Source organism: Clostridium sp. CM042, assembly GCF_055080995.1.
Genome location: NZ_CM143646.1, coordinates 1,331,141 through 1,358,097 on the forward strand (window position 1 = coordinate 1,331,141; position 26,957 = coordinate 1,358,097).

A 26,957-nucleotide genomic window follows, 5' to 3' on the forward strand; every position below is an offset into this window, starting at 1 on the left:
AAAACTCCCCTGACAAAGCTCTATTTTACGCAATATTCTCCACCAACTGTATTCTCATACCATTTGGATCCTTTATAAAGAAATATCTAACATGCGGGTTAGGCTGGGTCGGCCCGCTGTCAACATTGATACCTTTTTCTTTAACCAAAACAAGCATCTTATCAAGAGACTCGACTTCAAATCCCCAGGAAATATCGTTGCCGACAACTGTATCCCTTCTCTCATCGTCGCAAATGAGCTCAATTTTTGTTTCTCCTTTGCCTAAAAATGCAATCTCCACTCCAGGCCCTGCATTAAATTTGCTAACCACCTCAAGCCCTATGATGTCTGTATAAAACCTGATTGATTCTTCTAAGTCCTTTACGTTTAGGGTACTCCAACAAAATCTCATAAAACCACCTCACAAAAATATTATAGTGTAAAAATAAATCGCTAACCCTTTAAAATAATTCTCACAAATATTATACAAGGTTAAAATTGTAGGGATTTGTTACATAAAACTATATAATTTTACGCTTATTTCAATATTTATTTAGTTATAATTGGCAACTATGATCTTTTACTTTGTATTATTCTAAGAATAAAGGATGAAAAATTATTTGGCTTTCGACCTAATATCCAAGTTAAAACATTTGGATTACCGACAAATCCATGTTCATTATAATGCTTAAACATCTTTAATAGTGTATTTACTTTATAGTCCCCTAATCCAACCTTTTTTAATTGTGCTGCAAACATTTCGTCCTGAGGCGTTTCAACTATTATTTCACGACCAAAATGTTGTTCCATAGCTGCTATCATATCAGACAAAGATAAATTTTCAGGTCCACAAAGTTCATATGTAGCCCCCTTATAAGCTGGACTTGTGAGAATTATAGAAACAGCCTCAGCTAAGTCTTCTAAGTCAAGCAAACACATGCGAGTTTCTGATGAAGTAAAAAATTTTTGTTGAAATATACTTTTTTCAGTAAGTGACTTCCAAGACTCGAGGATATTCTGCATAAACACTGCTGGCTGAATAATAGTATATGGGATTCCCGAATTCACTAAAAGCTCCTCAACCATGAGTTTCTTCTGATGATGTGGCATATCTTGAAGTACAGAATGCAACACTGAATGGTATACGAAATGCTCCACTTTAGCCTTGCGAGCAGCGTTTATTATCATTTGTCCTATCGCGACTTCATCGGGGTTTACAGCAGAACATATGTGATAAACCGTACTGATTCCGCTTAATGCTTTATCAACCGCCTTTTGATCCATCATATTTCCTACAACTACTTCCATCTCGCCTAAGGATTTAATTTCCTCAACTTGTTCGGTCCTAAAAACGAAAGCCCTAATCCGCTCTCCTTTAGATAATAAAGCCTTAATGATTGCACGGCCAGTTTGGCCATTTGCTCCAGTAATAAGTATCATAAATATATCTCACCTTTCAATATTTTAATATTTTAATAAATTCTTTGATAGTAAATTTAGTAAAGAGGTTAATTCCTTCAAATGACCATCCTCAAGTCCAGACATTAGGTTAGTAATTAAGGTGTAGTGCACTGGCAGAATCTCGTCCAGTATTTGTAATCCTTTTGAACTAAGGTGAACCAAATAACCTCTCTGATCACAAGGGTTGGGGATTTTCTCTATGAATCCTTGATTTTCAAGGCCTGCTAATAATCCTGTCATAGTTCCCTTAGTAACCTCAGCCTTTGTGCTAAGCGATATTGGAGATAATTGATAATCACTCTGCCTATACAAAAGCATTAAAATAGTAAATTTCCCTTCCGAAATACCATACTTAGAAAAATGCTCATCAAATATTTCTAAAATATCAGAAGCCGTTCTGAGAAGTGCTATACAAGTTTCAACTGCTTCTACATTTAGACTTGAATAATGGCTAGAATATTCTTTTAAAATCTCCTGTTTTGGCATATCCCTAAGGCTAAATTTATATCCTTTAATAATAAAACCCCCTCATATTCATATAGTAAGCCACCTTACTTCATTTGTAAAGATATATTTTATTATAAAAAGAAATATATTTCAGCTTCTTAATAAAATTTACTTTCCTTCTATTCTCGGGGTGCAGTTTTTGATATATCTGCTCTATGGCTACATCACTTAGCTTTCTGGTTTGACATATATCGCTACGCGTCTTCGGAAGAAGGGCATCAAAACCAAATCTATTATATTCTGATTCCCAATTAGAAAGTGTTAATAAAAAATGTTCCTTGAAAATTAAATGGTGTGATATTTAGGCATAACAGTATCAATTACTTTCCCGTTTTGAAATAAAAAGTTACATCAGCTTTTTGTTGATGTAACCCGTATAATAGTTAAAAATCATTTTTTCTTAAATTCCTTATTATCTAAAATAATAACCCCTAACTTATCTTCCTTTGCTTCCTTTGCTGCCTTCTTTGTGTGATTTACAAGTTTTATAACGTCCTGGTATGATTGTTTTACTCCCTTTACAAGCAAGGGCACTCCTATAAAATCAATTTTTAGCCATCTAGAAAATAATCCACCAAAGGTCATTGGTAATGGAACAGTTGGTGACGTATTGGAAAATATAATTTTCTCATTTAATAGATTTTGTTTATGAAGCATAGAAGCTAAATTATATAATCCAGGAATCAAAACCTTTGAACGTCCCCTACCTACAACATAGACTTTATTTCCATCTTCATCACTTCCATAATAAAAAAGTTCTCCACGATTTCCATATACTAACTTATTAAAGTTAGGTAATTCCAATATTTCATCCTTAGTCGGTTCTCGGGTTTCATCTAGCATTTTTAAGTGATAGGCAATTGCTAAAATAGATGAGTGGGTTCCGCCATAACAATTATATATGTATATCATTTAAATCACCTGATTTCTTATTTTTTAGCTTTGTTTTAATAATTGTAGTATATGCATTAAACATTGATATTAAACATCCTTTGAACACACTTTCTCAAATGCCTTAAATGTTTCTACAATCCTTTATACATAAAATAAATATAATATGTTGCAACGAAAAAAAGGTAGCTCTTAATGACTCTAAGATTAATTGTCGGAATGGAAATAAAGTTTAATCTAGCCAAACTAATCTCTTAATAATTTCATTGATCTATGTGCACTTCCATCAGCATTAACAATATCATCATCTGTAAGACCTGCCTCAACTGCAATATTATAAGCTTTACCAAAATACCCTACATCCTCCGATTTGTGTGCATCACTTCCCAATGAAAATTTAACACCCATATTCTTTAACTTTTTTATTGTTTCAATATCCATATTCCTATGACCTCTGTTAATCTCCAAAGCAGTATTTCTTTCAACAGCAACCTTTCCAATTTCGATAATATCTGGATTAACATGCTCTAAAGGATGATTTAATATTGCAATTTCATATTTTTTAATGGCATTAATTGCAGCTTCTGTATAATTCCTCAATAAAAATGGATTTTGTACTGCTCCAGGATGATAACCCACACAAATTATATCCAGGTAATCAATTACTTCATCTTTAATATCTATATCCCCTTTTTTATTAACAATATTACATTCTACGCCAAGAAGAATCTTAAAGTCATTCTCCTTCAATAATGAACTCTTATTAAGATCATCAATTGATTTGCGTAATTTTTCATATTGATATAGTTTCATCCCGAAGGTAATATGTTTATAACCATGGTCTGTTATGGCAATTTCTTTTAATCCTCTTTTTATTCCAGCTTTAACATTTGATTCAATACTTCCTTTTGCATGTTCTCCTAAAATAATATTAAATAAGGGAATATGTCCCTTTGCAATATTAGTATGAGTATGATAGTCTCCAATAATCTTAAAACTCATTTTATCCCCTCCATGGTTTAACATCTTTTAATTAGCCGCTTCATTATCAAATTGAAAAGCTTCTTGTATCCACATATGTAAATTCCTTATGGCATGTTTATCATCCAGTTTTAGTTTGCCCATATTACTGGATAATACTTATCTCCTATTGGTGGTAAATCATTATTTAAAAAAGACAGGAAAATCAATTGCAAAAGCTACATTAACACCTATGAGTGAGATTTTGAGGGAAATAAAGGGTTTTTGGTATGAACGATCAGCTTAACACTGTAAATGAACCGACAGAGCTTACAGGTATCACCATTAGAGGTAGCGCCAATTTTTCCGACAACAACCCCTCTAATACATAAAACGGATAAATATCTTATAATTTACCCACTCTAAGAAATAGTAGTCCATGGTACTTAATGGTATAATTGACTTAAAACTATTGCGTAATTGTTAAATATTGTGGTGCGATGTTTATATTTGAGAAAAGAGGTGTTGTTTTGAAATTAGTATTTTTAATTGGAGATACTGCTGTCGGTAAAATGACAGTTGGACAGGAACTGACCAAAATTACGGATTTTCGATTATTCCATAATCATATAATTATTGAACCTGTAATAGAGACATTTGGATATTTTTACGGAAAAGCAATAACACGAATGAGGGATGTTATTTTTGAGGAATTTGCAAATTCTGATTGTTACGGATTAATTTTCACATATATGTGGGCATTTGACCAGAAATCCGATTGGAATTATGTAGAACATGTCTGTGATATTTTTAGAAAACATAGTGCGGATATATATTATGTAGAACTTGTTGCACCTCAATCTATCAGACTACAAAGGAATGCTACTGAAAATCGTTTGAAGCACAAAGCAACAAAAAGAGATGTTGAAATGTCAACCCAAAGACTCATTAATGATGACAACAACTATCGTTGTGTCAGCAATGATGGCGAAATTCCATTTGAAAATTATATAAAAATCGACAATTCCAATCTTCCAGCAGAAATTGTTGCAAAGATGATAAAAGAACGATTTGACTTATAATATCTTAGAATATAAATATTAGTTATACATTGCAACAGTAAGACATATGACGAATTAAAAAAAGTGGTGGAAAGAAATGAACTGGATTGGTATATTACCCGTTTTAATGGTAGTATTTATTTAATATATAACGTACTTTTCCCCTCCCTAAATAAAGGCTTTATGCTATTTTTTTGTTTCTCCTGGCGGAGTATAGTTTTGGCAATTCAACTTCTCTTTTGTAATCATTTTGCTAATTTAACTTCTGGCATAATGAAACAGATGGACGATGGGGAACGTTATGAAATTAAGGATGTCTATGTGGGTAAGGAAAAGACGCTAAAAACAAGGCTTATTTTATATAAACTAACAAAGGCGCAATTGAAAAAAGAACTGAAAAATCTGTGAAGGCTATGGCGTCGCGCCAACATTTCCGACTTATATATATACACCACATAGAAACGCCTTAGATAATTGATTTTAATGTTGTTTATATATAAACAATGTAGGGTCTATGTTTATGGGAAATTTGTGCCAAAGTATAGTAAATTATGATAATATTACATAGAGAGTTACGACACAGTTGTATTCTATTCTGTAACAAGGAGATGATTATATTGGATATGAAAAAGAATAAATTATTTGCATTACTTAATTTTTTTATTATTTTCTTAACGTTTTTTATAGGTTTCGAAGTTATCAATCTAAAACGCAATCTAATTAATTATACTATCCTGGCAATAGTAAATGGAGGAGTAATGTACTTATATCCGAATCTATTTGATAACAAAAATTAATTCATAAACTTCTTTTTTTACGCAACAACTAGTTTCAAAATTGGAAGCGATTTTAGATGATTACCCAACCGAGAACTATGTTCTGGATGCTTATGGATGGATTACATCCCGTAAGAAAGACCAGCTACTAGAATTGTTTGCAAATAAAGACACTGTTACGAACGGTGCATCTGTAAGTGGTGCGTATATCGAAATGCTTAAATTCAATCTTACAAGTATAAATCTTGAACTTAAATGCCCTGAGCAAACACCTACACCAATAGAAAGTAAGAATCCAAGAGTTGAGGAACTGGAAAAAGAAAATAAAAGGTTAAGGAATTAATTGTGATTTGCAACTGCTCCTACTCTTTAGATAACTAGAATATTTCCTATTCTTTTCTTCCCAATTTTGATTATATATTGTTCTTTGCTTTTTTCCACTTTGATCACTCCAAATCAAGATATTTTTTTAATCACATCATAACTTTCAATTAGTTCAAACTGTCCAAATAAAGTTACCATTTTAATTTTAGCGAATAATACTTCCTTGTTCGCATAGGGTAACTCTTTAAGTCGTTTAAATGCCATCATTACGCTATCACCACAGTAAAATACTTTTTCTTTGTCATATCCTCTGTTAATCACCACTAAATATTTTTCATCCATAACCACACGCTCCTATGTTTTGCATATAAAAATAGTGTTACAATGTACATATCCCCAGAAGGAATTATAAAAAATGAGGGGCAAGAAATTATTGTTAAGTTTTTTTAATAAAGTCGTAAAATAGGAAGACTTTACTATAAAAAATTATTATTAAGAAAAACTAATAAAACATAAGTATGGAATAGTAAGGAGCTTAAAAATTTGGCTTCTTTTTTATTTTGTCAATTTAATATTTATACATATTGTAAATTTCGTAATTTGGGCTAAATTACGTCGTACTTGGCACATATTTTTTATAATGTTTTAGGATTAAATTTGCACGATTATTAATCACTAAGACATTCTCTAATTCTGCCTCATTATATTTGCAATTTTCAAAGGATATTATTATATAATCTGTATCATCAAAATCTCCATAAAAGGAACAAGCCATCCCTTGTCTATGGCTCCTTTTAGTCTAACTTCATAAACAATATTGTAATCACAAAGGGCTAAATACTAAGTCAATTAGTTAATTTTTTCTTTACCACACACTATATTATTTCTAGCTTCATCCTGTTTACAGGGATTTTAAATGTGGAACGTATTATTATATTTGAAAATTCATCACCCTCATTGAATAATTATTATAAGATCGTCAATAATTTAGATATCCTACTTTAGTTAAAAAATTATTTACAAAAGCTTATAAATAGATTAGCAAAAGATGCAAAAGTAATTCTACATCCGATGAATAATTTGAGAATTATTTATAGGAGGAATTGTCATGAAGCATCTTAAAGTAGGATTTTTCGTAGTATCCATCATAATACTTTCCATACATTATAAGGTAGTGGAGATTAATTTTAATATCCTGTCAAAGAATGTAGGGACTATTGCTGTATGGATAGCTTGTACTATGCTAGGAGCGATTATTTCATCCTGGCTTGAATAATGAGACGGAGGGTAGCTTCAATAAAAAGAAGTTGCCTTTTGCTTTTTACAAATTATTTACAATTCGCAATGTTTAGTAAGTTCGACATATCACAGTTACTGCATTTTGTTCGTCAATTATATCATACAATATATTCTCAATATTGCTCTTAATAATCACAGCTGTTCCTGTTATTGTAACTTAAAACAACCGATATAATTTATATATGAATAATGTTTCCTGCACTTGCTTTTTCTAATCGATTGATTATAGAATTCCCTAACCCACTGTTATTGGGAGCTTGTATATAAATATGACTCACATTCAGCTTATCACATTCTCTAATCAAATCAAACATCTTTTGTGCAGCTATATTTAACATTTTAAAGCTTCCTAAACTATATATATGTTGATAGCCATTAAAATCGTTTAAAAATTCTTGAAAACAAATTACAACATCATTCTCATTTGCATTTTCTTTAATCCATTTAGAAGTTTTTATATAATCTCCTTCGACCAATGTTAGTGCTGCATCTGGTGCATAGTGTCTATATTTCATTCCTGGAGCCTTTGGAATTTCATTTCCCTTCACGCTTAATAAATCCTTTTTATATATAAGATTTGGAATTACATTACATATGTCATCCAAGCTTATTGCTCCTGGCCTTAGAAGTATTGGGGCTGGAGTAGACATATCTATAATTGTTGACTCTAACCCAATTGAACACGGCCCCCCATCTAAAATACAAGGAATTTTTCCATTTAAATCATTATAGCAATGCTCGGCACTAGTAGTTGATGGCTTTCCTGATAAATTTGCAGATGGAGCTACTAATAAAGTTCCGCTTTCTTTAATTATATCCCTTGCTATTTCACTTTTTGGAAATCTAACTCCTACAGTTTTCATTCCTGCAGTAATTGTATCTGAAATGCAATCTTTCTTATTAAAAATCAAAGTTACTGATCCCGGCCAAAAAGTACCAAATACCTTCTCTGCTTCTTTTGAAATATCTTTACATATATCATAAACTTGCTCCAATTTATATATATGTACCAATAATGGATTATCCTGCGGCCTTCCTTTAACTTCAAATATTTTTTTTATTGCATTTTCATTAAAAGCATCTGCAGCTAATCCATAAACAGTTTCTGTTGGAATTGCAATAACTTCACCATTTCTTAGATACTCTGCACCTTTTACAATATTTTTATAATTAATATTTAAATCTTTAACATTTAATATTTCTGTTTCCATAGATAAACTGCCTCCTATTTGCGTAATTTGTTTGGTATCATATACAAGAACATTGTCCCTACTTCAATCATTTATTCCTCTCTCCAGTAATATCTGCATCATCTGGCCCATCAGTCAAATTGCCTGAAATTAAAATTGAATGTCCCCAGAATAAGTCACTATCATTGTACCAAAATTCGAATTCACCATTTGGGTTTATAGTAATTTCTTCAAGTATTATACAATTCCTGAATTGCTCAGATGTTATCTTGTCCTCTTCTTCCTCAAGCCAACTTTCATTTTTGATTTTCAATAATTCATGTACAGCAAGCTAGCGCAGCAACAGTTTAATCTTAATGGCTATGACTTCGACGTAATTCAAGTAATTGGACTTACTAACTCAGATCCTGTTTCTGCTGAATATCGTTGGCTTAAACAAATAATAGAGCGTCTCATATAGGTAGAATACGTTTATGTTAGTTATAAATACCATGGATTAATATGGTAATTCTATTGACGTTGCTGTCCCATTACTACCTAATCCCCTATAAGTACAAGAGTGGGAACTTTTTCGACATTAGTTTACCATATCTCCCTAAAATACTCAATAAAATGCTTATAATATGTCCAAGTTCATTTTCCAAAATTAAAACCGGAACTTTTAATTTAAAGATCTGGTTATTCATTACCATATTTAGGAATTTAATTTTCAGTACAGGACAGCTATGTTCTTTATACCCCCTATACCACGTCTTGTACTAGCCTTGAGACAGGAAAGACTTGTTTCACTATTTTATATAACATCATATAAGATTTCCAAAAATCATTTAATTATATTTCCTCTCTGCAAACTGCATACCTAAGCAACACACCGAATGCAAAAAACACCACAACCATACTCACCATAACTGCATATGGTCTCCAAATCCCCATGTCAAACTGAAATCCAGACACTTCATTTATAATTTGTGATGATGCCAGTGGCAATGCATTTAAGATAAATTGGAAAAATTTCCACGGAAGCTTAATAAATAAAGACATGATGATATAGAAAATATTTATTCCTATTCCTATTGATGTAGCAAGGCTTGTACTTGCTGTTTTGTAGGATATCCATCCCATAATAGTTGTTAACGATAGCACCCCTAAAAGTTCACTTACAAACATTAAGAGTATTCCACTTCCTAATGTAAAGTTACCTATAGAAAATAATGCAAATACCTTTAAACTACTCTTTAAAGTCTGAAGTCCAGTAGCTGAACCTAAAATTAATACGCTGCAAAGTGTTGCTGCCAAAGTTAAAAGCAAACCATATATCATAACAGGAAGAAGGCGAATGCCCATCATCTTTTTGCCAAAAACTGTTGCATACATAATTTCCATACTACCGTCTTCCATGCTATCAGAATAGGTGGATGCCGCAAAAAATGTTACCATAAATATAATTATTAGATAAAGAACCTTAAGAATATTAAAGCTTTCAGTCCAAAGATAATAGCCTTCATATTGATAAAAAGGTGTTTTCACCTTATCTAGTTCTTCCAATGCTTTTGCTTGATTATTTTTAGGTATTTTTTCTATAAGTGCAGTAGATTTCTTTTCCCAACATGCATAAAAATTTTTGGCATAATAATCAGGAAATTCGGTTAGTTTATCTTCATTGTATAGGATTCCTGGATAAGAATAAACTAACCGACTTATAAACGCTATGAGTGGATTATATTTTATTTCATCTGACTTTTCGTCCCGCACTTTTTCTAGACCTAGCCATAATTTACCTTCAGTCATTTCACCAGCATATACAGACTCTTCTTTAATGACTTCATGTAGATTTTCATTTATTGCTATAGTGCGTAGATTTAATACACATGTAAGCAAAAGTAGACCTATTATTGAGAAGAAAACATATCTTGTAAAAAGGCGACGCTTTAATTCTTGATATATCATCTCCTTACCTCCTTCTATAGTTAAGTGTTGTAAAAATGGTACTAAGTAAAAATATAATTGAGCTTGCTATGAGCAAAATGGATGGCATCCATAGAGTCTTCCCTAAAATTGTAATGAATGGAAAGTCTATAGATTGGAAATATGAAAATCCTATTCCTCCTGGTATAAGCATCTTAATTATATCCATATTCCTAGAGGGACTAGTGATAAATGTGCTTAAAATAAAAGAACCTAATATTGTAAGTATCGAGAATTGGATGGCTTTTGAAGATTTTTCAGATATAGATGAAATCCAAGTAGAAAAGCTTGACACTATTAAAATTCCTATCCAGCCTACGATAAATACATTTCTAAGTAAGTCACCTTGAGTATATGGGAGAAAACTTCTACTTAAAACCTGTATTGAAGTATTTAAAGCATCAGCAGGTAATAAATACTTTAATAGCAAAACATAAAGACCAACTCCACAAAGATATATAATAGATGCCATAATTAAAGGTATACTAATTTTTGCTATAGTGAGGTTTTTCCTGCCTTTTGCTGTAGTAGTTATAATTTCATCCATTCCATTTTCTTTATCATTGGTTATTATGGAACTTGAAAAAACCCCTAACATAACCATAAGTACAAATGAGAAAAATGCAATATGCACAATTCCAGCGTTCCATTGCATAAATCCAGTGTAATAAGTATAAGGTTTTTTCACTTTATCCAATAGAGAGAGCGCTAAGGTCTTTTCATTTTTATTAAGTGCATTTTTATCAATATAATTACCATAGAATAAATCTTCATTTTCATAAAAATTCATTCCTGCATCCTTAGGAATATGCAAAAGGTCACTTGCTGATTCTCCTATCATAGTTTTCAAGCGAAACTCCTGGAGAATTAATTGGTCAGCATAGACAGTATATTTCAACAAGTCTTTAGTAATTACTACATCCCTGTCATTATCACCTTTTAATGACTTTAGAAAAATATCACAGCCACTTTGAAATTTATCTAAAGTCATTTTCCCTTCAGTGCCTACTCTATCCTTACCTGCTGCTTCTATTGCTGATCTACCTTTATATTCTTTGTAAACTCCTTGCTGCAAAAAGTCTTCAGTAGCTCCCCCTACAATAAACCATGTCCATAATCCTGCCAAAGCAATTGCAATTAAAACATATGTTAGAAGCCTTTTAAAATTTAGTTGTCTTTTTAACTCTTGAAAAAACACATCCATTTTTATACCTCCTTAACTTTTGAAAGGTAAAAATCATTAAGAGAAGGTGAAACTAATTTACTATTTTTTAATGGAATATCTGCAACATAACGAATTGAAACCTTCCCACTAGATTCATTACGAAAATTCATAATTTTATATTCATTTTCTAGCCGTGAAAGTTCATTTTCATCAATAACAGTCTCAAACACATTACCATCAAGTGTTTCAATTAAAGAATGAGCTTCTCCTGCTGCAATTACTTTACCTTTTTCCATAAGCACAAGGAAATTAGCAATAAATTCAATGTCTGAAACAATATGTGTAGATACAATAATGATTTTTTCTTTGCTTATTGCAGTTAAATACTTACGAAATTTGTTTCTTTCCTCAATATCTAAACCAGCAGTTGGTTCATCTACAATTAAAATATCAGGATTATTTAACATAGCTTGACATATTCCAACTCTACGCTTCATACCTCCGGAAAGTTTATCAATCTTTTTTTTTCTAACTTCCGACAAATTAAATCCATTTAATAATTCACTGATTCTTTTATTTCTAATTTCTTTATTAAGCCCCTTTAAAGTTCCAATATAATGGAGAAAATCTTCGACAGATTGATTTTTATCATATCCAAAGTGCTGAGGTAAATATCCTATTTTATCTAGATACGAATCCTTAAGGCTGGCTATATTTACATCGTCTAACATTACTTTACCCTTACTTGGCTTTATATTAGAAGCCAGCATTCTCATTAATGTGGTTTTCCCCGCACCATTTGGTCCTAAAAGTCCCCAAATCCCTGGAGTAAATTCAAGATTTATATTATCAACAGCCTTTAAATCTTTAAACTCCTTAGAAATATTATAAGTAAATAATTTCATATCTTTTTCCTCCTTATTAAATCAATAAAAAACCTTTCTTTCATCTTCAGTATAACTGAGATAAAAGAAAGGTTTATTCATAAATTATTTAGTATTTATAAAGATTTTATTAAGAATTGGGTAGAGTAATAATAAATACAGTATGTCCATCCTGACTTTCCGCGTCTATTGAGCCCTGATGCTTTTGTACAATTTCTCTTGCAATAGCCAAACCAAGTCCTGCCCCACTTGATTGACTTCTTGACTGATCTCTTCGATAAAATTTTTCAAATATAAGTTTTATTTCCTGCTTACTTATTACGTCACCATCATTTTCTACAAATAATCGCATATTACATTTTCCTATTTCACCCTTTATTTTTATGACAGAATCCTTGTGGCTATATGCTATAGCATTCTTTAATAAATTGTTTAACACCCTGGCAAATAGTGATCCGTCGGCGTAAATCTTAATACTCGGAGTAAGGTTTATATCAAATTTCAAGTTTTTCTCCTTAAGTAAAGGATATAGTTCCTCAGTCAACTGTTCTAGGAAAAACTCTGCATCTAATAAACTTTTATTCAAAGGGATTTCCTGAAGACTAAAGCGAGTAATATCAAAAAACTGATTGGTTAAATCTTCCATTCTATAGGATTTTTCCAAAAGTTTCTTTATATAGTCTTTACGAACCTCCTCTGGTACCTCAGATTCATCTAAAATTGTGAGATAGCCAACGATGCTTGTTAATGGAGTTTTTAAATCGTGTGCTAAATAGGTTACAAGGTCATTTTTCTTGCTCATCTCCATTAATATCTCCTGCTTCACAAGTTCATTCTCATGTCTAAGTTCATTTATCTCAGAATCAATTAGTTTTAGTTCTTGAACTTTTTCAGGTATCTCTCCTTTGCTGAGCAAAGAAATTCTTTGCTCTAACTGAGTTATTATCTTTTTTCGTTCCTTACTTTGTGAGTATCTTGATGTATAGTAAACAACAATCGCTAAAAGAAGAAAACTTCCAATAACCATATCTCTCAAAAATTCTGCCACAGTTAATTGCAATTTCAAATCAATAAATAACATTAATCCTATAAATATAAAAAAAGCTAAAATAAAATAATTCCAGTTCCATTTTTTAATCTTCAATGATATAGCCTACCCCCCAAACAGTTTTAATATATTCCGGATGTTCAAAAGATTCCTCCATTTTTTCTCTTAAGTTTCGAATATGAACTGTTATTGTATTTGTAGATTTTGAATAATACTCCTCCTCCCTCAACAAATGAAACAACTTTTCTCCATTTAAGACATGTCCTTTGTTTAATAGTAATATTTCAATAAGGTTAAATTCTGTAGGTGTTAGTTTTAGTTCCTTGCCATTGAAATTAACATGTCTACTATTTCTATCTAAGATTAATCCTTTATAATATATAGTATTATTTTCCTTTGTACCTTCCCCATATTCCTTGTATCGCCTAAGCTGAGCTTTAACCCTTGCCATGACTTCCAAGGGATTAAAAGGCTTAGTGATATAATCATCTGCACCATAAGTAAGGCCTATTATTTTATCTTGATCCGCTGTTTTTGCAGTCAGCATTATTATAGGAAATTTGTATTTGGTGCGTATATTTTTACAAATGTTTAGCCCACTTATATCTGGCAGCATTAAGTCCAAAATAACTAAATCCAGCTCTTTATCTTCAAGAACTTCAAAAGCTCTCTTACCATTTTCAGCTTCCCATATTTCAAAAGATTCAGCTTTTAAATAGATTTTTAATATATCTCGAATATCTTTATCATCTTCAACAATCAAAATTCTCTCCATTTAATTCCTCCATATGTTTATATTAAAAAACTTATAATATTCTCAATTCCATTTAAACATATTATACCAAATAAAATTAGTGTATTCATGCTTATTTATATTTTTTACTAAGTTCAACATGGATTCATCACAATTCTCTCTGCGGCCTATATAGTTCTCTGTGTACGCTTCGTCTTGCTGTTACCAGCTTCAACGCAATACTCGATATGAGTGGTTGGTTAGACCCTTCTCAACAGGGACTTTCACCCTGCAAGTAAATGCCAAGCTTTGCTTCTCTCCTTAATGATTAAAATAACATATTAATCACATTCATAATATGAGAAACTAATAAAATAAAAAATGTGTACAGGCTATATTATTTCAGTAATTGATAGTCTGGGATCTAAATTTTAAATAATATCCACCTACAAGTACCCATCTCATATTTAATCTCATATAACCTTTCAGCTCCGTCAATTACACTCTGACACTTATAAATAATCATAACATTACCTGCCAATTTCTCAGTATCTTTTACTATAACCTTATCTATTTTTATAACTTGCATAGGTTCATCGCCTACTTGCATTCTAAACCTTATAGGCTTTATATCGCCTTTATTATCAGTGTATGAAACCATTTCTATAGGTAATGCTAAAACCTTCATTTATTATAAACCTCCTTAAAGCATTGCGCTCATTAATGGATAATCTTCCTCACCATCTGCCATTCCACCACACATACTATTTAGCCCTGAATGAAGAAAACAAGACCTAACTACAGCTTTTGGCCCATATTTTAATCTTATTTTATCAACGGTATCATTTATCTTTTTATCTTTTTCATAATCAAAACTATCTAGCAAAGAACACTGATAAAACTCATTACTACAAAAGTCTGTGATATGTATCCCCAATTGCCTTATTGGATTGCCTTTCCAAACATTATCAAATAAATAGCATGCTATTTCATATATTTTGCGAGTAGAGTCAGTTGCTACAGCTACTTTCTTTTGACGAGAATAAAATATTAAGTCGCTCCCCCTGACGCTTATACTTATCACAGTACAACAATTGTGTGAATCTCTTAAACGCATGGAAACTGTTTCACACAAGGATAGTAACACTTTATGAGCCGTGTCTTTATCTTCCACATCAAAAGCTATTGTTGTAGAATTACCTATACCCTTCATTTTAATATAATTGCTCTTGCGGACTTCTGAAAATTCGATGCCATTGGCGTAATTCCAAATAACTTGACCATGACTCTTTAATTTATTCTTTAAAATATCCAAATTATAATTTGCTAATTCTCCAATAGTATTAATATTTAAATTGTGCAATTTAGGTGCTGTCGCTCTACCTACCATAAATAAATCTTCAACAGGTAATGGCCACATTTTATGTTTTATTTCATTTGGGAAAAGTGTGTGAATTCTATCTGGCTTCTTAAAATCCGAAGCTACCTTTGCAAGCAATTTATTATTTGATATCCCTATATTCACTGTAAACCCAAGCTCATTCTTTATCCTCTCTTTTATAGTTTCAGCGAGTTTCAAATAGTCAGGATATAAATGTTCCATATTAGAAAAGTCCAAAAAACTTTCATCAATTGAAAAACGCTGAATACTTGGAGTGTATTCTAAAAATATTTGATGCATAGCTTCGCTACACTTCATATATAATGAATATCTTGGAGGTACAATTATTATTCCAGGACACTTAGCCCTTGCACTATATAAAGTCTCTCCTGTGTGAATATCAAATTTTTTAGCAGGCATTGATTTAGTTAAAACAATTCCATGCCTGCTTTCTTCATCTCCGCCTACTACAGATGGTACCGCTCTAAGATCTAACTCTTCCCCTTGTTGAAGTCTATATGCAGCTTCCCATGATAGATAGGCACTATTTACGTCAATATGAAATATCAATTTACTCATAGCATAAATCATCTTCCTTTTTATTAATCTTAATTTGCTCATATTAGAACATCAGTTCGTTATACTTATTATATACTACTTGCTTACTTTTTAGAAGCAAATTCGCATATTTTTTTTGTAATATATGTATTTCACATAGATTATTTCACTATGATGGGAATTCTATTAGTAACTATTCCCAAGGATCAGGTGCCTATTCATCAAAAAATCAAAAAGAACCAGCTAAATTACACCAGTTCTTTACTATTTCCATATATATTTAATTAACTGAGCTTATGCTTTTAATGCATGTTCTTCCATATTTTCTGTAAGTCTTTTTAATTCACTTAAATAATGGCTATTTTCTTTTGATTCTTCTATTGCTTCATCTATTATTTTTTCATCTGCTTCATTCGGATTATATGAATAGATGTGCATCAGTAAATTTATATAATAACAGCTAAATTACCATAAATAATCAATAATTTTAGGTACCGATGATACAAGAATTACACCTACAATAGCAACTAAAACAACTTTAATTAAGTCTCCTTTTACATCCTTTTTATTTTTATCCATTAGTACACCTATGACTATCCCAAGAAGCATACCCAATCCAGCTCCAATAGCTATATTATCAAATATTGATCCTAATGCAGCTCCGAGTGCTAATCCAATTCCAATTCCAGCACCAAGATAATAATTCTGTTTATCTTTTTTTCCATTATTATTGTTTTTATCAGACATATTCAACCTCCTTTACTGCGCTTAATCTAACTATTACGCAATAATTTCAAGTCAATTATACCATTATGTACCATAGATTACTATTTTTTAGCGTGGTTTTTGTAGTTCTAACTCATATTCTGGTATGAAATCTGGCGTAGTGCAAATGTTTCTGCAAGTTAAGCATGGGCCATCCATTTCTGAAATCGTATCTTTTGCAAAAATACCCAAGCCCTTATTTTTATAACCTACCCATAAATAATTGCTTGCAAACTTTTTATATTCCTCATCCACAGTTGTTGCAGGATTTTCGCTTTCTTGTATCACATAAATACAGTGGGAGTATAAATCGCCTTTTGAAGTCGTTAATTTATCTTCTGCGAAGCTATGCATCATCTAAGAATATGAGCAGCTCCGCAGGTGATAATTTAATCTAACTCCATAAACAATATTGTAATCACAAATGTAAAAAAGCTACACATCCCAATAATAATTAGGAGTGTAGCTTTCTCATGTTAAAAAACTAGAATTTTACAATATCTATTTAAGTTTTAATAAACCCGCTAAAATCAATCTCTGTAAAGCTGTGTTTTCATGCAGATTTGCACCAAAGTTAATTAGATACATTGATTTTAATACATTTCTCAGTATCCTACTTATCTTACTTATAAAATTTTATATATTATTTTAACTTGCTTGCTAGTTTTATATTTGATATAACCACTGTACAAGTAGTAAATATTGTAAAAACTATAAATGATACTAAAATAACTAATACATAAGTAGGTATAATTTCACCTAATATACTATAAATCTCAGGGTGAATATAATAACTATTAAAATTAGTCATATTGTACGGTAAGAAGTTCTTAAAAAAATGATTTAAAATAAAATCGTTATTAGGTAACATAGTCATTATAGCTAAAAAGAATGTTACAACTACCGCTGATGATAGAATCTGCTCTACTATCACTGTAAATAAGAGTGTTATAGACACCATTACTATAATTGCCATAAACCCTATTGTTACATTTAATAAATACTGCTGTAAATAAGTTATATTATAGGGGCAAAATAAGTAATTCACACTACTTTGAATAGGTAAATTTGCTCCCTTAAATCCAAGGATTGATAACCTTGAAAGCGAAAATATTAATACAGCTGTACCATAAATTACCGCACCTACTTCAAATCCTGTTATTATTTTAGCTTTAACTAAAGTTTTTTTACCATGTTTAGTTGCAATGTAAAGTTGTTTCATTTTTGTTTTGGGATCTTCTGCAAATATAGGTAAAATGATAAATGGTACAATAAATATGATAATTGTCACAAAGTCTATCATATCATTATTTAGGTTTTTCCAACCTTCAGCATATCCTAGTTGTAGGGGTGTATTAAGTTCTTCACCCTTAGATGCTAATTTGTCTATATCATCTACCATAGCAGTTCCACCTAAATTTACTTTTACATTTGATAATCTTTGTTTGTAAAAGTTACTTATATCATCATCTGTAAGCTCTTCTACTAATTTTTCAAAGTTTGAAGCAACTAATGTCACTAAATTTGAATTATATAAATACTTACTTTTATCTTTTCTATCTACAACATCCCTTAAGGTCTTTTCGTCTAGTAATTTATCATGTTTATTCAATTTTGATTCTTTTAAATTGTCTGTACTAGATATAATAATGTTTCCTGATGAATCATATACATTATAATTGTTCAAAGATCCTAAACTACTAAAGATAGAAAATATTAAAATAACTACAGAGAATATAAGGAAATTTCTTAGACTTAATATTCTTTTTCTTTCAACTCTTATAATTTCTTTCATTTAATTTAACCACCTAGTCTAATATTTAAATTTTTATTTTCAATATACTTTTACTATTATCTAATTTAACTTATATCGCTTATACTGTCTTACTGTTAAACATCTTATAATTAACATATAGATACATGCTATCACAGCAAATACTAATGTATAAGGAATCATTATATCACCTATAAAATAATAAATTTCAAAGGCATTTGGTGTAGCGCTATAAAAACTTGTGGCAAAATAAATAGGATTTAGTTGTAATTGTAGCGTATTGCTTGTATATGTTAACCTTTCAAGTATATATATACTTGATAAAGATAGCAGTGTGGCTAATTTTGAATACTTAACTTTTATAGATATAAGCATGACTAGATTTGCAACTATTAATACTCCTAAAAGTCCATGTGCAATCATAATTAATACCCCTGTTCCTGCACTTATGTTATATAAACAAGTGTACCACAGATTTTGTATAGACACGCCCCACCCTTGCAAAGAGGCTACAGCTCCAAATTCTATTAAAAGTGTCCCTATAAATATTATATAAACTGCTACTGCAAACATATTTCCAGCTATAATTCTTGCATTCATACTTTTCTTTCTTCCAAATTTAGAAGATAGTGTAAGTTCATCTATTCCATTATTGCTATCCTTTGAAAACAATGAGCTTAAGGCAAATCCTACTACAATAAGAACAAGCAAATATTGTCTTTCATATTGCCATATAAAGTGAGTTAATCCTTCATAATAGTCTACCTTAAAAGGAGTTTCTAATTTATCTATTTTTTCATTTATCATATCCATATGATTATCTGTATATTTAAACCAATTATTTGTATTATGAAATCTTATCGTATCACTTACTGATTTTTTATATTGACTGTAAAATTCTTTCTCTGATTTTAGAAAATCAAAGTCTAAATCCATCATATTGTTAAATGTATCCTTACCATAATTAGCAAAGTTTATAATATGGTTTGTATAATTATACTTCGTCGTAAGATCTAATCCAAGGCTATCTTTAAACTCTTGTTTTTCTTTACTTGAATTAAATTCTTTAACTAAATTATCTAAATAATCTTGATTCATTACTCCCTTTATATTCTTTGACTCATTTTTGATTGTTCTAAAGGATTTTATACCTTTTACTTCTTTACCATCACTAGTAATAGCTACAGAACTATCATAGACGGCTATAAGATTAGTTATTGTGGAAATTACGATAAGTGATACTACAGCTACTATAGTAAGTTGAGTCCATATCTTTCTAAATTCATATTTTACTAATTCTTTCATCATATTAACTCCTACTCTTTATAATTATTTCCATGATGTATTACTTTCCATGAACTATCCTTTGAATCTCTTACTAAAAATATATAGCTATATACATCATCTTTTTCAGTTTCATATTCTTCTATATATATATTTTCATTATCATATCCATCAGCAACCCCTTTATCTTTATCATCATAAATTGCATTTATTCTTGGATCAAGACATGGTGCTATATCATACCCAGATGGAGATCTTTTAGGAACTTTTAGTTCATTTTCAATATAATCCAATATAACTTCAAAATCTTTTTCTTCTAAATCATCAATTATGGGGATATTTTTACTTTGACCTGGTAACTTATTACCTGTTCCTGCATATGATTCTGTCGCACCATTCTTAACAGCAACACTTTCTTTTCTTGCCTTTCTTATACTTTTAAGAGCCTTATCTAATTCTGTATCTTTTTGATCTTCTGGAAGTCTGTCTATAACCTTTCCATCTAAACTATTTACATCATCACTTCTTGGGCTACACCCTACAGAAAATGTCAAACTCATAAGTATAGCTCCCATTATCATTAATTTTTTTGTTCTTTTCATTACAATCACCTCGTTATTTTTTTAACAAATGTATGTATATTATTACCTTAAAAATATAGATAACCTTATAATTAAACTATTGAAGGTCTACCTAAAGGCATGTAGATACATAATAATCTTCTAAACTCGGTTCTAAGGGTTTATTTGTAATGCCTTCATATTCATTTCCTACATATCTTACACGTATGTTTTGTCTTTCTTGTTTTCTATGTATTACTTTTCTTTCTTGACTTATTTTATTAAATGTATCTTGGTCAACTAATGCTTCCCAAACTCTACCTCTTACTTTTTCAACTAAGTTATCAATATTGTCTGCTTCTACTACTTCCCCTTTATTAATTATTATTAAGCCATTTGCTATTGCTTCTATATCTGATAGAATATGTGTAGATAATATAACTATTTTATCCTTTGACATAGCACTTATAATATTAGAAAACCTTATCCTCTCTTTAGGATCAAGTCCTGCTGTTGGCTCATCAAATATCAATATCTTAGGGTCATTAAGTATCGCTTGTGCTATACCTACTCTTCTTCTCATACCTCCTGAAAAAGACTTTACTTTTTTATTTGCTACATCATCCAAATTTACAAACTTTAGAACCTCTGGAATCTTTTTATCTAACTCATATCTTGGAATACCTTTTAATGTACCCATATATTCTAAGAAGTCTTTTGCTGTAAAACTTGAAAACACATTATAATCTTGTGGCATATATCCTATTATATCTCTGTACTTTTCATCAAGCTCTACTATATCCTCTCCATCGAAGGTTACATTTCCCTTAGTTTGAAAATCAACGGTAGTCAGAATTCTCATAAGTGTACTCTTTCCTGCTCCATTTTCTCCAAGAAGTCCGTATGTACCTGATTTTATTACAATATTTATATCTTTTAATGCTTCTTTATTTCTATATGTTTTATATAGGTTTTCGATTTTTAATTCCATCCTTACCTCCTTATTGTATCTAACTTAAAAGTATTTTTCCTATTAAAGCTTAATAACTTAGATCAATTACAAAAGTATCTAAGTTATTAAGTTTTATTTTTACAGTTTATTAATTACTTTTAATTATCCAAGTTTATGATAGATATTATTTTACCTTCACTTACAACGCTAGGAATTATATTATTTTGTATTAACTACAAATTCAGAGTATTTATTTCTGAATTGAATGACGGATGAATCCGGTAAACTACTTGGCGAAATGATACTATTGATGCCATAATAGCTACAACTAAAACTATTGCAGCAATTTTTCCATTTTTACGTTTTTTATTACTTAAAATTTGATCTATTCTACTTTTTATTATATTAGATTTATTTAAATTTAAATATGATACAAACATAGATGAATTAAGTTTATTTTTATACTTCATAGTATCTAATAATAGGAGTGAATACTCTTTGATTTCATTAAGTGTGAATTTCTTTGTTACTAATTCATCACAAGATAGTTCACACTGGTCATTAAAGTATTTTTTAAATAAATGTATAATTGGATTAAACCAATGAATAATCGTTGCTACTGTTAAAATTACTTTTAATATATTATCTTTTCTTTTATAGTGAATTAACTCATGTCTAAATACATAATTTAAATCATTATATGTATAATCTCTATTTGGAATTATTATCTCAGATTTTATAAAACCTACAATCATAGGAGAGTAAATTCCATCTAATTTATATACTTTAATATTTCTTTTTATATTTAAATCTTTTTTATGTTTTTCTAACAGGTTATAAATACTATTATCAGTAATTTCTTTCTTTAAGTTATTTAAGTTTATATAAAGTTTAAAATGATAAAATGTGTAATACATTGCAGTTAATATTGCACCTATTATCCAAATACAACATATTATTTTTAAATAATCAATGTTATTATTTGGCTCAACAATAGTACCTATACTACTAGAGTTCTCTATATAACTTATTGATTTTAAGAATTCTGGCATTGGTATAATTATTTTTCTAATAAAGATACACCTTAGTGTTATACCTATACATAAAATATAATTAAACATTGATGTATACTTACTCAAAAACTTTTCTTTTAATACTATTACTATAAGTATTAATATACTCACATAAAGACTTATATTTAATACTTCTTTAAATATACTAATCATTTGTTATCACCTATTTTTTATCCATTTTTCTAACTCTTTTATGTCTTCCTCGCTTATATCATCACTTTCTCCAAGAGTACTTACAATACTAGTTAGAGATTTGTTATGGACAAAACTAAAGAACTCTTTAGTTTCAAACTTTATATATTCTTCGCTACTAATTAGCACAGTATATATTGTGTTTCTTCCATCCTTTTCTGACTTTAAAAAATTCTTATCAACTAGTCTTGAAAGAACCTTTCCTGTAGTCGGTTTTAACCAAAAAAATGTTTTAGCCATATACTCTGCGACATCTTTTGAAGCTACCTTAGTCGTATTTTGAGCCCATATGTATTTCATTGCTTGATGCTCTGTTTTAGGAAGTTTTTTCATAAATAATTTCACCTCTTTTCCAAGACAATTGTCTAACTGTTTAATTTAATTGTATTAGACAATTGTCTTATTGTCAATAATAATTTATTTTATATAGAATAGTATTAATTTTAAAGGGCAGTTCCTAAGCTTAGTTCAAAGTTTTTATCTACCCCTATCATTTTACTTAAAGATTTCAACTCAATTTTATAATTTTTAATTAAATTTTCTATATTTTTTCTTAAAACATCTTCATTATGATTTAAGTTTTTAGAAACTACAGCTCTAATTATATTAATTTCCATTATAGTCTCCTTTCACAATATTTATAAATTATCCTTACTTCATACTTTGAATAGGTTTGGATTCAGATGTTGAGCCGATAAAAATTATCACCCTAAGTATATACTTAAATGATGATAGCCTATAAAATTGCTCAATTTCTGAAACAAGCTATAGAACGATGCCGCGTTTGCACTACTATGGAGATTCAATCTTTTCCCTCTTTCTGAAATTAGCTTTAAACTTAAGGTTGTTAACTGTAATTTCCACAAATGTATCTAGAATCCTTCTAAGTTCATATTGTTTTCTAAAAATAGACGTACTTTCCCACTCCCCTAAATTGCATTGGGAAATGGACACTGTGGTAGGGAAACAGGGTACAAAGACTGTGATAATGGTGTTAAGCGAAAGGGTACCTCGCAAAGAGTTGATCTTTAAAATACCATCTAAATCGCAGGTAGATGTCGTGAAGGTATTAGACAAATTGGAACGTAAAATGGGAATGTTATTCTCTGAAACATTTAAAACAACCACCTGTGATAATGGCTGAGAGAACCTTAATTTTGAGGGTATTGAAAACTCCGTAAGGAATAAAGGAAAAAGAACCAAAGTGTATTATGCCCATCCTTACAGTTCATGGGAACGAGGCACAAACGAGAACATCAATAAAATGATACGTCGATTTATCCCCAAAGGCGTAGATATTTCAGCATTTACCGGAAAGCAAATTATGCAAATACAGCATTGGATTAACAATTATCCTAGAAGGATTTTCAGTGGTCTTTCTGCTAATATATTAGAACAGAAAACCGTTATAGCTTAACATTATATTTTTCTTGAATTTATGGACATTTTATATTGCAATCTACAGGACAACCTGCTTTGCTCAAAGATTGTTGTATTTTTTATTCTCACAAAAAGAAGTGAATGCCTTTGAGGTATACTGTGAGCCCTGATCACTATGAATTATTAATCCCGTAGTGAGCTTATGATTAGATATGGCTTCACTAAGTGTATCAATAGCTAGTTCTGCGGTTATATTACTAGCTATTTTAGTGGCTACAATACTTCTATCATATAGATCTAAAATAGAACAATTGTACATTATCTTACCGCTAGAAAGATGTATATAGGTGAAATCTGTGCACCATTTTCACTGTGAAAAATTTTCTCTATATGTTTCAAAATTAATTTCTTTTGTCTATTATAGATACTTTTTCTGAATTTCAAATAATTATAATATGCATTGGGTGATAGCTCAAAACGGCGTAATAACCATCTGACGCCAAATTCCTTATTGTTGGTAGATATAAACTGGTAGATTAACTGTCTATTTCCTTGACGAATAATGCCACAGCTTTTTTTAAGAAAGCATTTTCCTTTTCTAATTCAAGAGTTCGCTTTTTTAGTAATTTATTTTCCTCATAAACACTAGGAGATATTTTTTCTACATTCCAATATGGATAGATTAAAATGAGATGTATTATGATAGCTGAAATTATTTGTGCTATATCTACATTCCAATATGGATAGATTAAAATCATAATTGGACAAATTTCAAGTGCTTCACTCATATCAATCTACATTCCAATATGGATAGATTAAAATGAAAAATGGTAAAAGTTTAGCTGATATGTTTGGTTATCTACATTCCAATATGGATAGATTAAAATTTCTATTGTTAAATTCGGCTTAATCACTATAGCTGTATCTACATTCCAATATGGATAGATTAAAATACCCATTTCCATATAGAGTGCTCCAACTTTGATATGCATCTACATTCCAATATGGATAGATTAAAATTTTAAATAATATAATAATGAGTATTACTGAAGTATTATCTACATTCCAATATGGATAGATTAAAATAAGTATTGTTTCAATTTCCTTTTCAGGTAGTTCTTCCATCTACATTCCAATATGGATAGATTAAAATTACACAGAGAGAAGCTGTTTATTCAAAGTCACCTACATCTACATTCCAATATGGATAGATTAAAATTAACTTACTACTGTTGCTGCGCAGCTTATAAAATATATCTACATTCCAATATGGATAGATTAAAATCTAACCCAATCGTTGCCCGTATTTGTTGGAACGGGCTTATCTACATTCCAATATGGATAGATTAAAATTAGAATAACCGCACCGTACATGAGCAACAACCTAGCCAATCTACATTCCAATATGGATAGATTAAAATTAATTATTTTGCACTTGATATTGAAGAAATTCATACATCTACATTCCAATATGGATAGATTAAAATTAGATTTAAAAATACCTCCAATATTGAACATTCCTATCTACATTCCAATATGGATAGATTAAAATTTACCTCCTGTGATTTTAAGTGTGGCACACGCTAAGATCTACATTCCAATATGGATAGATTAAAATAAGTAGCAGATGAACTTGCTAAAGAAACACCAGTTGAATCTACATTCCAATATGGATAGATTAAAATAATTAATTCCTCCCTTTAATTTAATTGGGTACCTGGATCTACATTCCAATATGGATAGATTAAAATACCTCTTAAAACTTTTATTGCAATTGAGCGGTGGTAATCTACATTCCAATATGGATAGATTAAAATGAGTGATACAAGACGATGCCTTAAAAACAGGATTAGATCTACATTCCAATATGGATAGATTAAAATTATGATGTTTGATTACTTAAACGACAAAGGAACCTCATCTACATTCCAATATGGATAGATTAAAATCCGAAAAATAATACATGATAACAACCCAGTTTTGACAATCTACATTCCAATATGGATAGATTAAAATGAAGATGTGATAAATATATTTCTGTGAATTGTGAAGAATCTACATTCCAATATGGATAGATTAAAATTGTTATTTTTATGTGATTTAAGGAGGTGATAAAAAAAATCTACATTCCAATATGGATAGATTAAAATATAAAACCATATAGAGAAGAAAATGGGTTTGATCTAAATCTACATTCCAATATGGATAGATTAAAATTATTATGTTTGATTCGATAGATGGAGATTTACTAGAATCTACATTCCAATATGGATAGATTAAAATTAAACTTACTATTGCTGTTTCTGCTGCTTCTGTAAGATCTACATTCCAATATGGATAGATTAAAATTGCTGCTATGGAAATGTTTTGGAAATGGTATTTACTTATCTACATTCCAATATGGATAGATTCAAATATTCTTCACTGCTCCACTCGTCTTCCAATTTTCTCCATCTACATTCCAATATGGATAGATTAAAATTGTATATGAATACTACATTAACAATGAGATAGCTTAATCTACATTCCAATATGGATAGATTAAAATAAGTTTACAGTTACCGCAGAAGAATGGCGAATAAAAATCTACATTCCAATATGGATAGATTAAAATCATAGACCAAATATTCAAGGAAACCGTATCATTATATTTATCTACATTCCAATATGGATAGATTAAAATACCCAACACAACGTATACAATCTCTTATTGGTACAAATCTACATTCCAATATGGATAGATTAAAATTAAAAATATCTTTACCACCAACAATTAATGCTTTAATATCTACATT

Annotated in this window: 30 protein-coding genes, 2 pseudogenes and 1 CRISPR repeat array (1 of these 33 cut by a window edge); of the genes and pseudogenes, 6 read left to right on the top strand and 26 right to left on the bottom strand. The window is 30.1% G+C overall.

The window, feature by feature from the left end; translation table 11 throughout:
* Positions 1-25: 25 nt before the first annotated feature.
* The 5 genes from ACWJJ7_RS06320 to ACWJJ7_RS06340 all read right to left on the bottom strand — a co-directional run bounded on the left by ACWJJ7_RS06320 (position 26) and on the right by ACWJJ7_RS06340 (position 3,840).
* Positions 26-391 (bottom strand): VOC family protein, encoded by a 366-nt coding sequence (locus tag ACWJJ7_RS06320; protein ID WP_165414617.1) that lies wholly within the window; start codon positions 389-391, stop codon positions 26-28.
* A 158-nt stretch (positions 392-549) separates the two neighbouring features.
* Complete coding sequence (locus ACWJJ7_RS06325) at positions 550-1,419, bottom strand: SDR family oxidoreductase (protein ID WP_165414618.1); 870 nt, start codon at positions 1,417-1,419, stop codon at positions 550-552.
* A gap of 24 nt (positions 1,420-1,443) precedes the next feature.
* Positions 1,444-1,926, bottom strand: a complete 483-nt coding sequence (locus ACWJJ7_RS06330) for a MarR family winged helix-turn-helix transcriptional regulator (protein WP_462964416.1) — start codon at positions 1,924-1,926, stop codon at positions 1,444-1,446.
* 411 nt (positions 1,927-2,337) lie between these two features.
* A complete protein-coding gene (locus ACWJJ7_RS06335) occupies positions 2,338-2,859 on the bottom strand; it encodes a DUF3189 family protein (protein ID WP_462964417.1) in 522 nt (173 codons plus the stop codon).
* A gap of 225 nt (positions 2,860-3,084) precedes the next feature.
* On the bottom strand, positions 3,085-3,840 hold the full coding sequence (locus ACWJJ7_RS06340; protein WP_462964418.1) for a PHP domain-containing protein: 756 nt from the start codon (positions 3,838-3,840) through the stop codon (positions 3,085-3,087).
* 488 nt (positions 3,841-4,328) lie between these two features.
* On the opposite strand from ACWJJ7_RS06340, the gene ACWJJ7_RS06345 reads away from it, so the two are divergent.
* The 3 genes from ACWJJ7_RS06345 (at position 4,329) to ACWJJ7_RS06355 (ending at position 5,978) form a co-directional block, all read left to right on the top strand.
* A complete protein-coding gene (locus ACWJJ7_RS06345) occupies positions 4,329-4,880 on the top strand; it encodes a DEAD/DEAH box helicase family protein (protein WP_462961248.1) in 552 nt (183 codons plus the stop codon).
* Between the two features lie 198 nt (positions 4,881-5,078).
* Positions 5,079-5,267, top strand: a complete 189-nt coding sequence (locus ACWJJ7_RS06350; RefSeq protein WP_462964419.1) for a hypothetical protein — start codon at positions 5,079-5,081, stop codon at positions 5,265-5,267.
* A 429-nt stretch (positions 5,268-5,696) separates the two neighbouring features.
* Positions 5,697-5,978: a hypothetical protein gene (locus ACWJJ7_RS06355; RefSeq protein ID WP_462964420.1), complete on the top strand. Its 282-nt coding sequence runs from the start codon at positions 5,697-5,699 to the stop codon at positions 5,976-5,978.
* Positions 5,979-6,091: 113 nt separating this feature from the next.
* On the opposite strand, the gene ACWJJ7_RS06360 is transcribed toward ACWJJ7_RS06355, so the two are convergent.
* Positions 6,092-6,301 carry a hypothetical protein gene (locus ACWJJ7_RS06360; protein ID WP_462964421.1) on the bottom strand — a complete coding sequence of 70 codons (210 nt, stop codon included), beginning with the start codon at positions 6,299-6,301 and terminating at the stop codon, positions 6,092-6,094.
* Positions 6,302-7,067: 766 nt separating this feature from the next.
* Between ACWJJ7_RS06360 and ACWJJ7_RS06365 the strand changes: the two genes are divergently transcribed.
* Positions 7,068-7,235 (top strand): hypothetical protein, encoded by a 168-nt coding sequence (locus ACWJJ7_RS06365; RefSeq protein WP_165414573.1) that lies wholly within the window; start codon positions 7,068-7,070, stop codon positions 7,233-7,235.
* Between the two features lie 199 nt (positions 7,236-7,434).
* Here ACWJJ7_RS06365 and ACWJJ7_RS06370 read toward each other — a convergent pair whose 3' ends face one another.
* Together ACWJJ7_RS06370 and ACWJJ7_RS06375 are read right to left on the bottom strand one after the other, a co-directional pair.
* A complete protein-coding gene (locus ACWJJ7_RS06370; protein WP_462964422.1) occupies positions 7,435-8,469 on the bottom strand; it encodes an L-threonylcarbamoyladenylate synthase in 1,035 nt (344 codons plus the stop codon).
* A gap of 67 nt (positions 8,470-8,536) precedes the next feature.
* Positions 8,537-8,761, bottom strand: coding sequence for a DUF2262 domain-containing protein (locus ACWJJ7_RS06375; RefSeq protein WP_462964423.1), 225 nt, complete (start codon positions 8,759-8,761; stop codon positions 8,537-8,539).
* Between the two features lie 6 nt (positions 8,762-8,767).
* On the opposite strand from ACWJJ7_RS06375, the gene ACWJJ7_RS06380 reads away from it, so the two are divergent.
* On the top strand, positions 8,768-8,908 hold the full coding sequence (locus ACWJJ7_RS06380; protein ID WP_462964424.1) for a hypothetical protein: 141 nt from the start codon (positions 8,768-8,770) through the stop codon (positions 8,906-8,908).
* 371 nt (positions 8,909-9,279) lie between these two features.
* Here the strand turns inward: ACWJJ7_RS06380 and ACWJJ7_RS06385 are convergent, their stop codons facing one another.
* From ACWJJ7_RS06385 to ACWJJ7_RS06465, 17 genes are all read right to left on the bottom strand, one after another.
* Entirely contained in the window at positions 9,280-10,395 is a 1,116-nt protein-coding gene (locus tag ACWJJ7_RS06385) for a hypothetical protein (protein ID WP_462964425.1), read from the bottom strand.
* A gap of 4 nt (positions 10,396-10,399) precedes the next feature.
* Positions 10,400-11,617 carry a hypothetical protein gene (locus ACWJJ7_RS06390; protein WP_462964426.1) on the bottom strand — a complete coding sequence of 406 codons (1,218 nt, stop codon included), beginning with the start codon at positions 11,615-11,617 and terminating at the stop codon, positions 10,400-10,402.
* Positions 11,618-11,619: 2 nt separating this feature from the next.
* The gene (locus ACWJJ7_RS06395) at positions 11,620-12,483 is read right to left on the bottom strand and encodes an ATP-binding cassette domain-containing protein (protein WP_462964427.1); all 864 of its coding nucleotides are present in this window, start codon (positions 12,481-12,483) and stop codon (positions 11,620-11,622) included.
* A 109-nt stretch (positions 12,484-12,592) separates the two neighbouring features.
* The gene (locus ACWJJ7_RS06400; RefSeq protein WP_462964428.1) at positions 12,593-13,606 is read right to left on the bottom strand and encodes a sensor histidine kinase; all 1,014 of its coding nucleotides are present in this window, start codon (positions 13,604-13,606) and stop codon (positions 12,593-12,595) included.
* Positions 13,596-14,285, bottom strand: coding sequence for a response regulator transcription factor (locus tag ACWJJ7_RS06405; protein WP_462960682.1), 690 nt, complete (start codon positions 14,283-14,285; stop codon positions 13,596-13,598). Before ACWJJ7_RS06405 ends, ACWJJ7_RS06400 begins: the two co-directional genes overlap by 11 nt.
* A gap of 382 nt (positions 14,286-14,667) precedes the next feature.
* Entirely contained in the window at positions 14,668-14,931 is a 264-nt protein-coding gene (locus ACWJJ7_RS06410) for a hypothetical protein (protein ID WP_462964429.1), read from the bottom strand.
* A 15-nt stretch (positions 14,932-14,946) separates the two neighbouring features.
* On the bottom strand, positions 14,947-16,203 hold the full coding sequence (locus ACWJJ7_RS06415) for a DNA polymerase Y family protein (protein ID WP_462964950.1): 1,257 nt from the start codon (positions 16,201-16,203) through the stop codon (positions 14,947-14,949).
* Between the two features lie 273 nt (positions 16,204-16,476).
* Positions 16,477-16,620 carry a hypothetical protein gene (locus ACWJJ7_RS06420; RefSeq protein ID WP_462964430.1) on the bottom strand — a complete coding sequence of 48 codons (144 nt, stop codon included), beginning with the start codon at positions 16,618-16,620 and terminating at the stop codon, positions 16,477-16,479.
* Positions 16,621-16,647: 27 nt separating this feature from the next.
* Positions 16,648-16,929, bottom strand: a complete 282-nt coding sequence (locus ACWJJ7_RS06425) for a hypothetical protein (protein WP_462964431.1) — start codon at positions 16,927-16,929, stop codon at positions 16,648-16,650.
* Between the two features lie 87 nt (positions 16,930-17,016).
* The gene (locus ACWJJ7_RS06430) at positions 17,017-17,304 is read right to left on the bottom strand and encodes a hypothetical protein (RefSeq protein ID WP_462964432.1); all 288 of its coding nucleotides are present in this window, start codon (positions 17,302-17,304) and stop codon (positions 17,017-17,019) included.
* 286 nt (positions 17,305-17,590) lie between these two features.
* Entirely contained in the window at positions 17,591-18,742 is a 1,152-nt protein-coding gene (locus ACWJJ7_RS06435) for a hypothetical protein (protein ID WP_462964433.1), read from the bottom strand.
* A 60-nt stretch (positions 18,743-18,802) separates the two neighbouring features.
* Complete coding sequence (locus ACWJJ7_RS06440) at positions 18,803-20,026, bottom strand: hypothetical protein (RefSeq protein WP_462964434.1); 1,224 nt, start codon at positions 20,024-20,026, stop codon at positions 18,803-18,805.
* An 11-nt stretch (positions 20,027-20,037) separates the two neighbouring features.
* Positions 20,038-20,607, bottom strand: coding sequence for a hypothetical protein (locus ACWJJ7_RS06445; RefSeq protein ID WP_462964435.1), 570 nt, complete (start codon positions 20,605-20,607; stop codon positions 20,038-20,040).
* A gap of 91 nt (positions 20,608-20,698) precedes the next feature.
* Positions 20,699-21,556 (bottom strand): ABC transporter ATP-binding protein, encoded by an 858-nt coding sequence (locus tag ACWJJ7_RS06450; RefSeq protein WP_462964436.1) that lies wholly within the window; start codon positions 21,554-21,556, stop codon positions 20,699-20,701.
* A gap of 194 nt (positions 21,557-21,750) precedes the next feature.
* Positions 21,751-22,743: a M56 family metallopeptidase gene (locus ACWJJ7_RS06455; RefSeq protein WP_462964437.1), complete on the bottom strand. Its 993-nt coding sequence runs from the start codon at positions 22,741-22,743 to the stop codon at positions 21,751-21,753.
* A gap of 6 nt (positions 22,744-22,749) precedes the next feature.
* Positions 22,750-23,115 carry a BlaI/MecI/CopY family transcriptional regulator gene (locus ACWJJ7_RS06460; protein WP_462964438.1) on the bottom strand — a complete coding sequence of 122 codons (366 nt, stop codon included), beginning with the start codon at positions 23,113-23,115 and terminating at the stop codon, positions 22,750-22,752.
* Positions 23,116-23,225: 110 nt separating this feature from the next.
* The gene (locus ACWJJ7_RS06465; protein ID WP_462964439.1) at positions 23,226-23,399 is read right to left on the bottom strand and encodes a hypothetical protein; all 174 of its coding nucleotides are present in this window, start codon (positions 23,397-23,399) and stop codon (positions 23,226-23,228) included.
* Positions 23,400-23,719: 320 nt separating this feature from the next.
* Between ACWJJ7_RS06465 and ACWJJ7_RS06470 the strand changes: the two are divergent.
* Positions 23,720-24,199 (top strand): annotated as a pseudogene (locus ACWJJ7_RS06470) (IS30 family transposase); the annotation flags it as partial.
* A gap of 63 nt (positions 24,200-24,262) precedes the next feature.
* On the opposite strand, the pseudogene ACWJJ7_RS06475 reads toward ACWJJ7_RS06470, so the two are convergent.
* Positions 24,263-24,517, bottom strand: a pseudogene (locus ACWJJ7_RS06475) (DDE-type integrase/transposase/recombinase); the annotation flags it as partial.
* Between the two features lie 304 nt (positions 24,518-24,821).
* A CRISPR array of direct repeats spans positions 24,822-26,957; the repeat unit is 30 nt; unit sequence ATCTACATTCCAATATGGATAGATTAAAAT (it continues 354 nt past the right edge of the window).

Excerpts from the sequence above, each read along its gene's own strand:
- ACWJJ7_RS06360 (WP_462964421.1), bottom strand. The coding sequence starts at position 6,301 with ATGGATGAAAAATATTTAGTGGTGATTAACAGAGGATATGACAAAGAA.
- ACWJJ7_RS06365 (WP_165414573.1), top strand. The coding sequence starts at position 7,068 with ATGAAGCATCTTAAAGTAGGATTTTTCGTAGTATCCATCATAATACTT.
- ACWJJ7_RS06335 (WP_462964417.1), bottom strand. The coding sequence starts at position 2,859 with ATGATATACATATATAATTGTTATGGCGGAACCCACTCATCTATTTTA.
- ACWJJ7_RS06395 (WP_462964427.1), bottom strand. The coding sequence starts at position 12,483 with ATGAAATTATTTACTTATAATATTTCTAAGGAGTTTAAAGATTTAAAG.
- ACWJJ7_RS06440 (WP_462964434.1), bottom strand. The coding sequence starts at position 20,026 with ATGAAAGAATTAGTAAAATATGAATTTAGAAAGATATGGACTCAACTT.
- ACWJJ7_RS06380 (WP_462964424.1), top strand. The coding sequence starts at position 8,768 with ATGTACAGCAAGCTAGCGCAGCAACAGTTTAATCTTAATGGCTATGAC.
- ACWJJ7_RS06455 (WP_462964437.1), bottom strand. The coding sequence starts at position 22,743 with ATGATTAGTATATTTAAAGAAGTATTAAATATAAGTCTTTATGTGAGT.
- ACWJJ7_RS06435 (WP_462964433.1), bottom strand. The coding sequence starts at position 18,742 with ATGAAAGAAATTATAAGAGTTGAAAGAAAAAGAATATTAAGTCTAAGA.
- ACWJJ7_RS06450 (WP_462964436.1), bottom strand. The coding sequence starts at position 21,556 with ATGGAATTAAAAATCGAAAACCTATATAAAACATATAGAAATAAAGAA.
- ACWJJ7_RS06420 (WP_462964430.1), bottom strand. The coding sequence starts at position 16,620 with ATGCACATCTATTCATATAATCCGAATGAAGCAGATGAAAAAATAATA.
- ACWJJ7_RS06325 (WP_165414618.1), bottom strand. The coding sequence starts at position 1,419 with ATGATACTTATTACTGGAGCAAATGGCCAAACTGGCCGTGCAATCATT.
- ACWJJ7_RS06465 (WP_462964439.1), bottom strand. The coding sequence starts at position 23,399 with ATGGAAATTAATATAATTAGAGCTGTAGTTTCTAAAAACTTAAATCAT.
- ACWJJ7_RS06430 (WP_462964432.1), bottom strand. The coding sequence starts at position 17,304 with ATGATGCATAGCTTCGCAGAAGATAAATTAACGACTTCAAAAGGCGAT.
- ACWJJ7_RS06320 (WP_165414617.1), bottom strand. The coding sequence starts at position 391 with ATGAGATTTTGTTGGAGTACCCTAAACGTAAAGGACTTAGAAGAATCA.
- ACWJJ7_RS06385 (WP_462964425.1), bottom strand. The coding sequence starts at position 10,395 with ATGATATATCAAGAATTAAAGCGTCGCCTTTTTACAAGATATGTTTTC.
- ACWJJ7_RS06340 (WP_462964418.1), bottom strand. The coding sequence starts at position 3,840 with ATGAGTTTTAAGATTATTGGAGACTATCATACTCATACTAATATTGCA.
- ACWJJ7_RS06410 (WP_462964429.1), bottom strand. The coding sequence starts at position 14,931 with ATGAAGGTTTTAGCATTACCTATAGAAATGGTTTCATACACTGATAAT.
- ACWJJ7_RS06330 (WP_462964416.1), bottom strand. The coding sequence starts at position 1,926 with ATGCCAAAACAGGAGATTTTAAAAGAATATTCTAGCCATTATTCAAGT.
- ACWJJ7_RS06390 (WP_462964426.1), bottom strand. The coding sequence starts at position 11,617 with ATGGATGTGTTTTTTCAAGAGTTAAAAAGACAACTAAATTTTAAAAGG.
- ACWJJ7_RS06415 (WP_462964950.1), bottom strand. The coding sequence starts at position 16,203 with ATGAGTAAATTGATATTTCATATTGACGTAAATAGTGCCTATCTATCA.
- ACWJJ7_RS06460 (WP_462964438.1), bottom strand. The coding sequence starts at position 23,115 with ATGAAAAAACTTCCTAAAACAGAGCATCAAGCAATGAAATACATATGG.
- ACWJJ7_RS06405 (WP_462960682.1), bottom strand. The coding sequence starts at position 14,285 with ATGGAGAGAATTTTGATTGTTGAAGATGATAAAGATATTCGAGATATA.
- ACWJJ7_RS06445 (WP_462964435.1), bottom strand. The coding sequence starts at position 20,607 with ATGAAAAGAACAAAAAAATTAATGATAATGGGAGCTATACTTATGAGT.
- ACWJJ7_RS06370 (WP_462964422.1), bottom strand. The coding sequence starts at position 8,469 with ATGGAAACAGAAATATTAAATGTTAAAGATTTAAATATTAATTATAAA.
- ACWJJ7_RS06425 (WP_462964431.1), bottom strand. The coding sequence starts at position 16,929 with ATGTCTGATAAAAACAATAATAATGGAAAAAAAGATAAACAGAATTAT.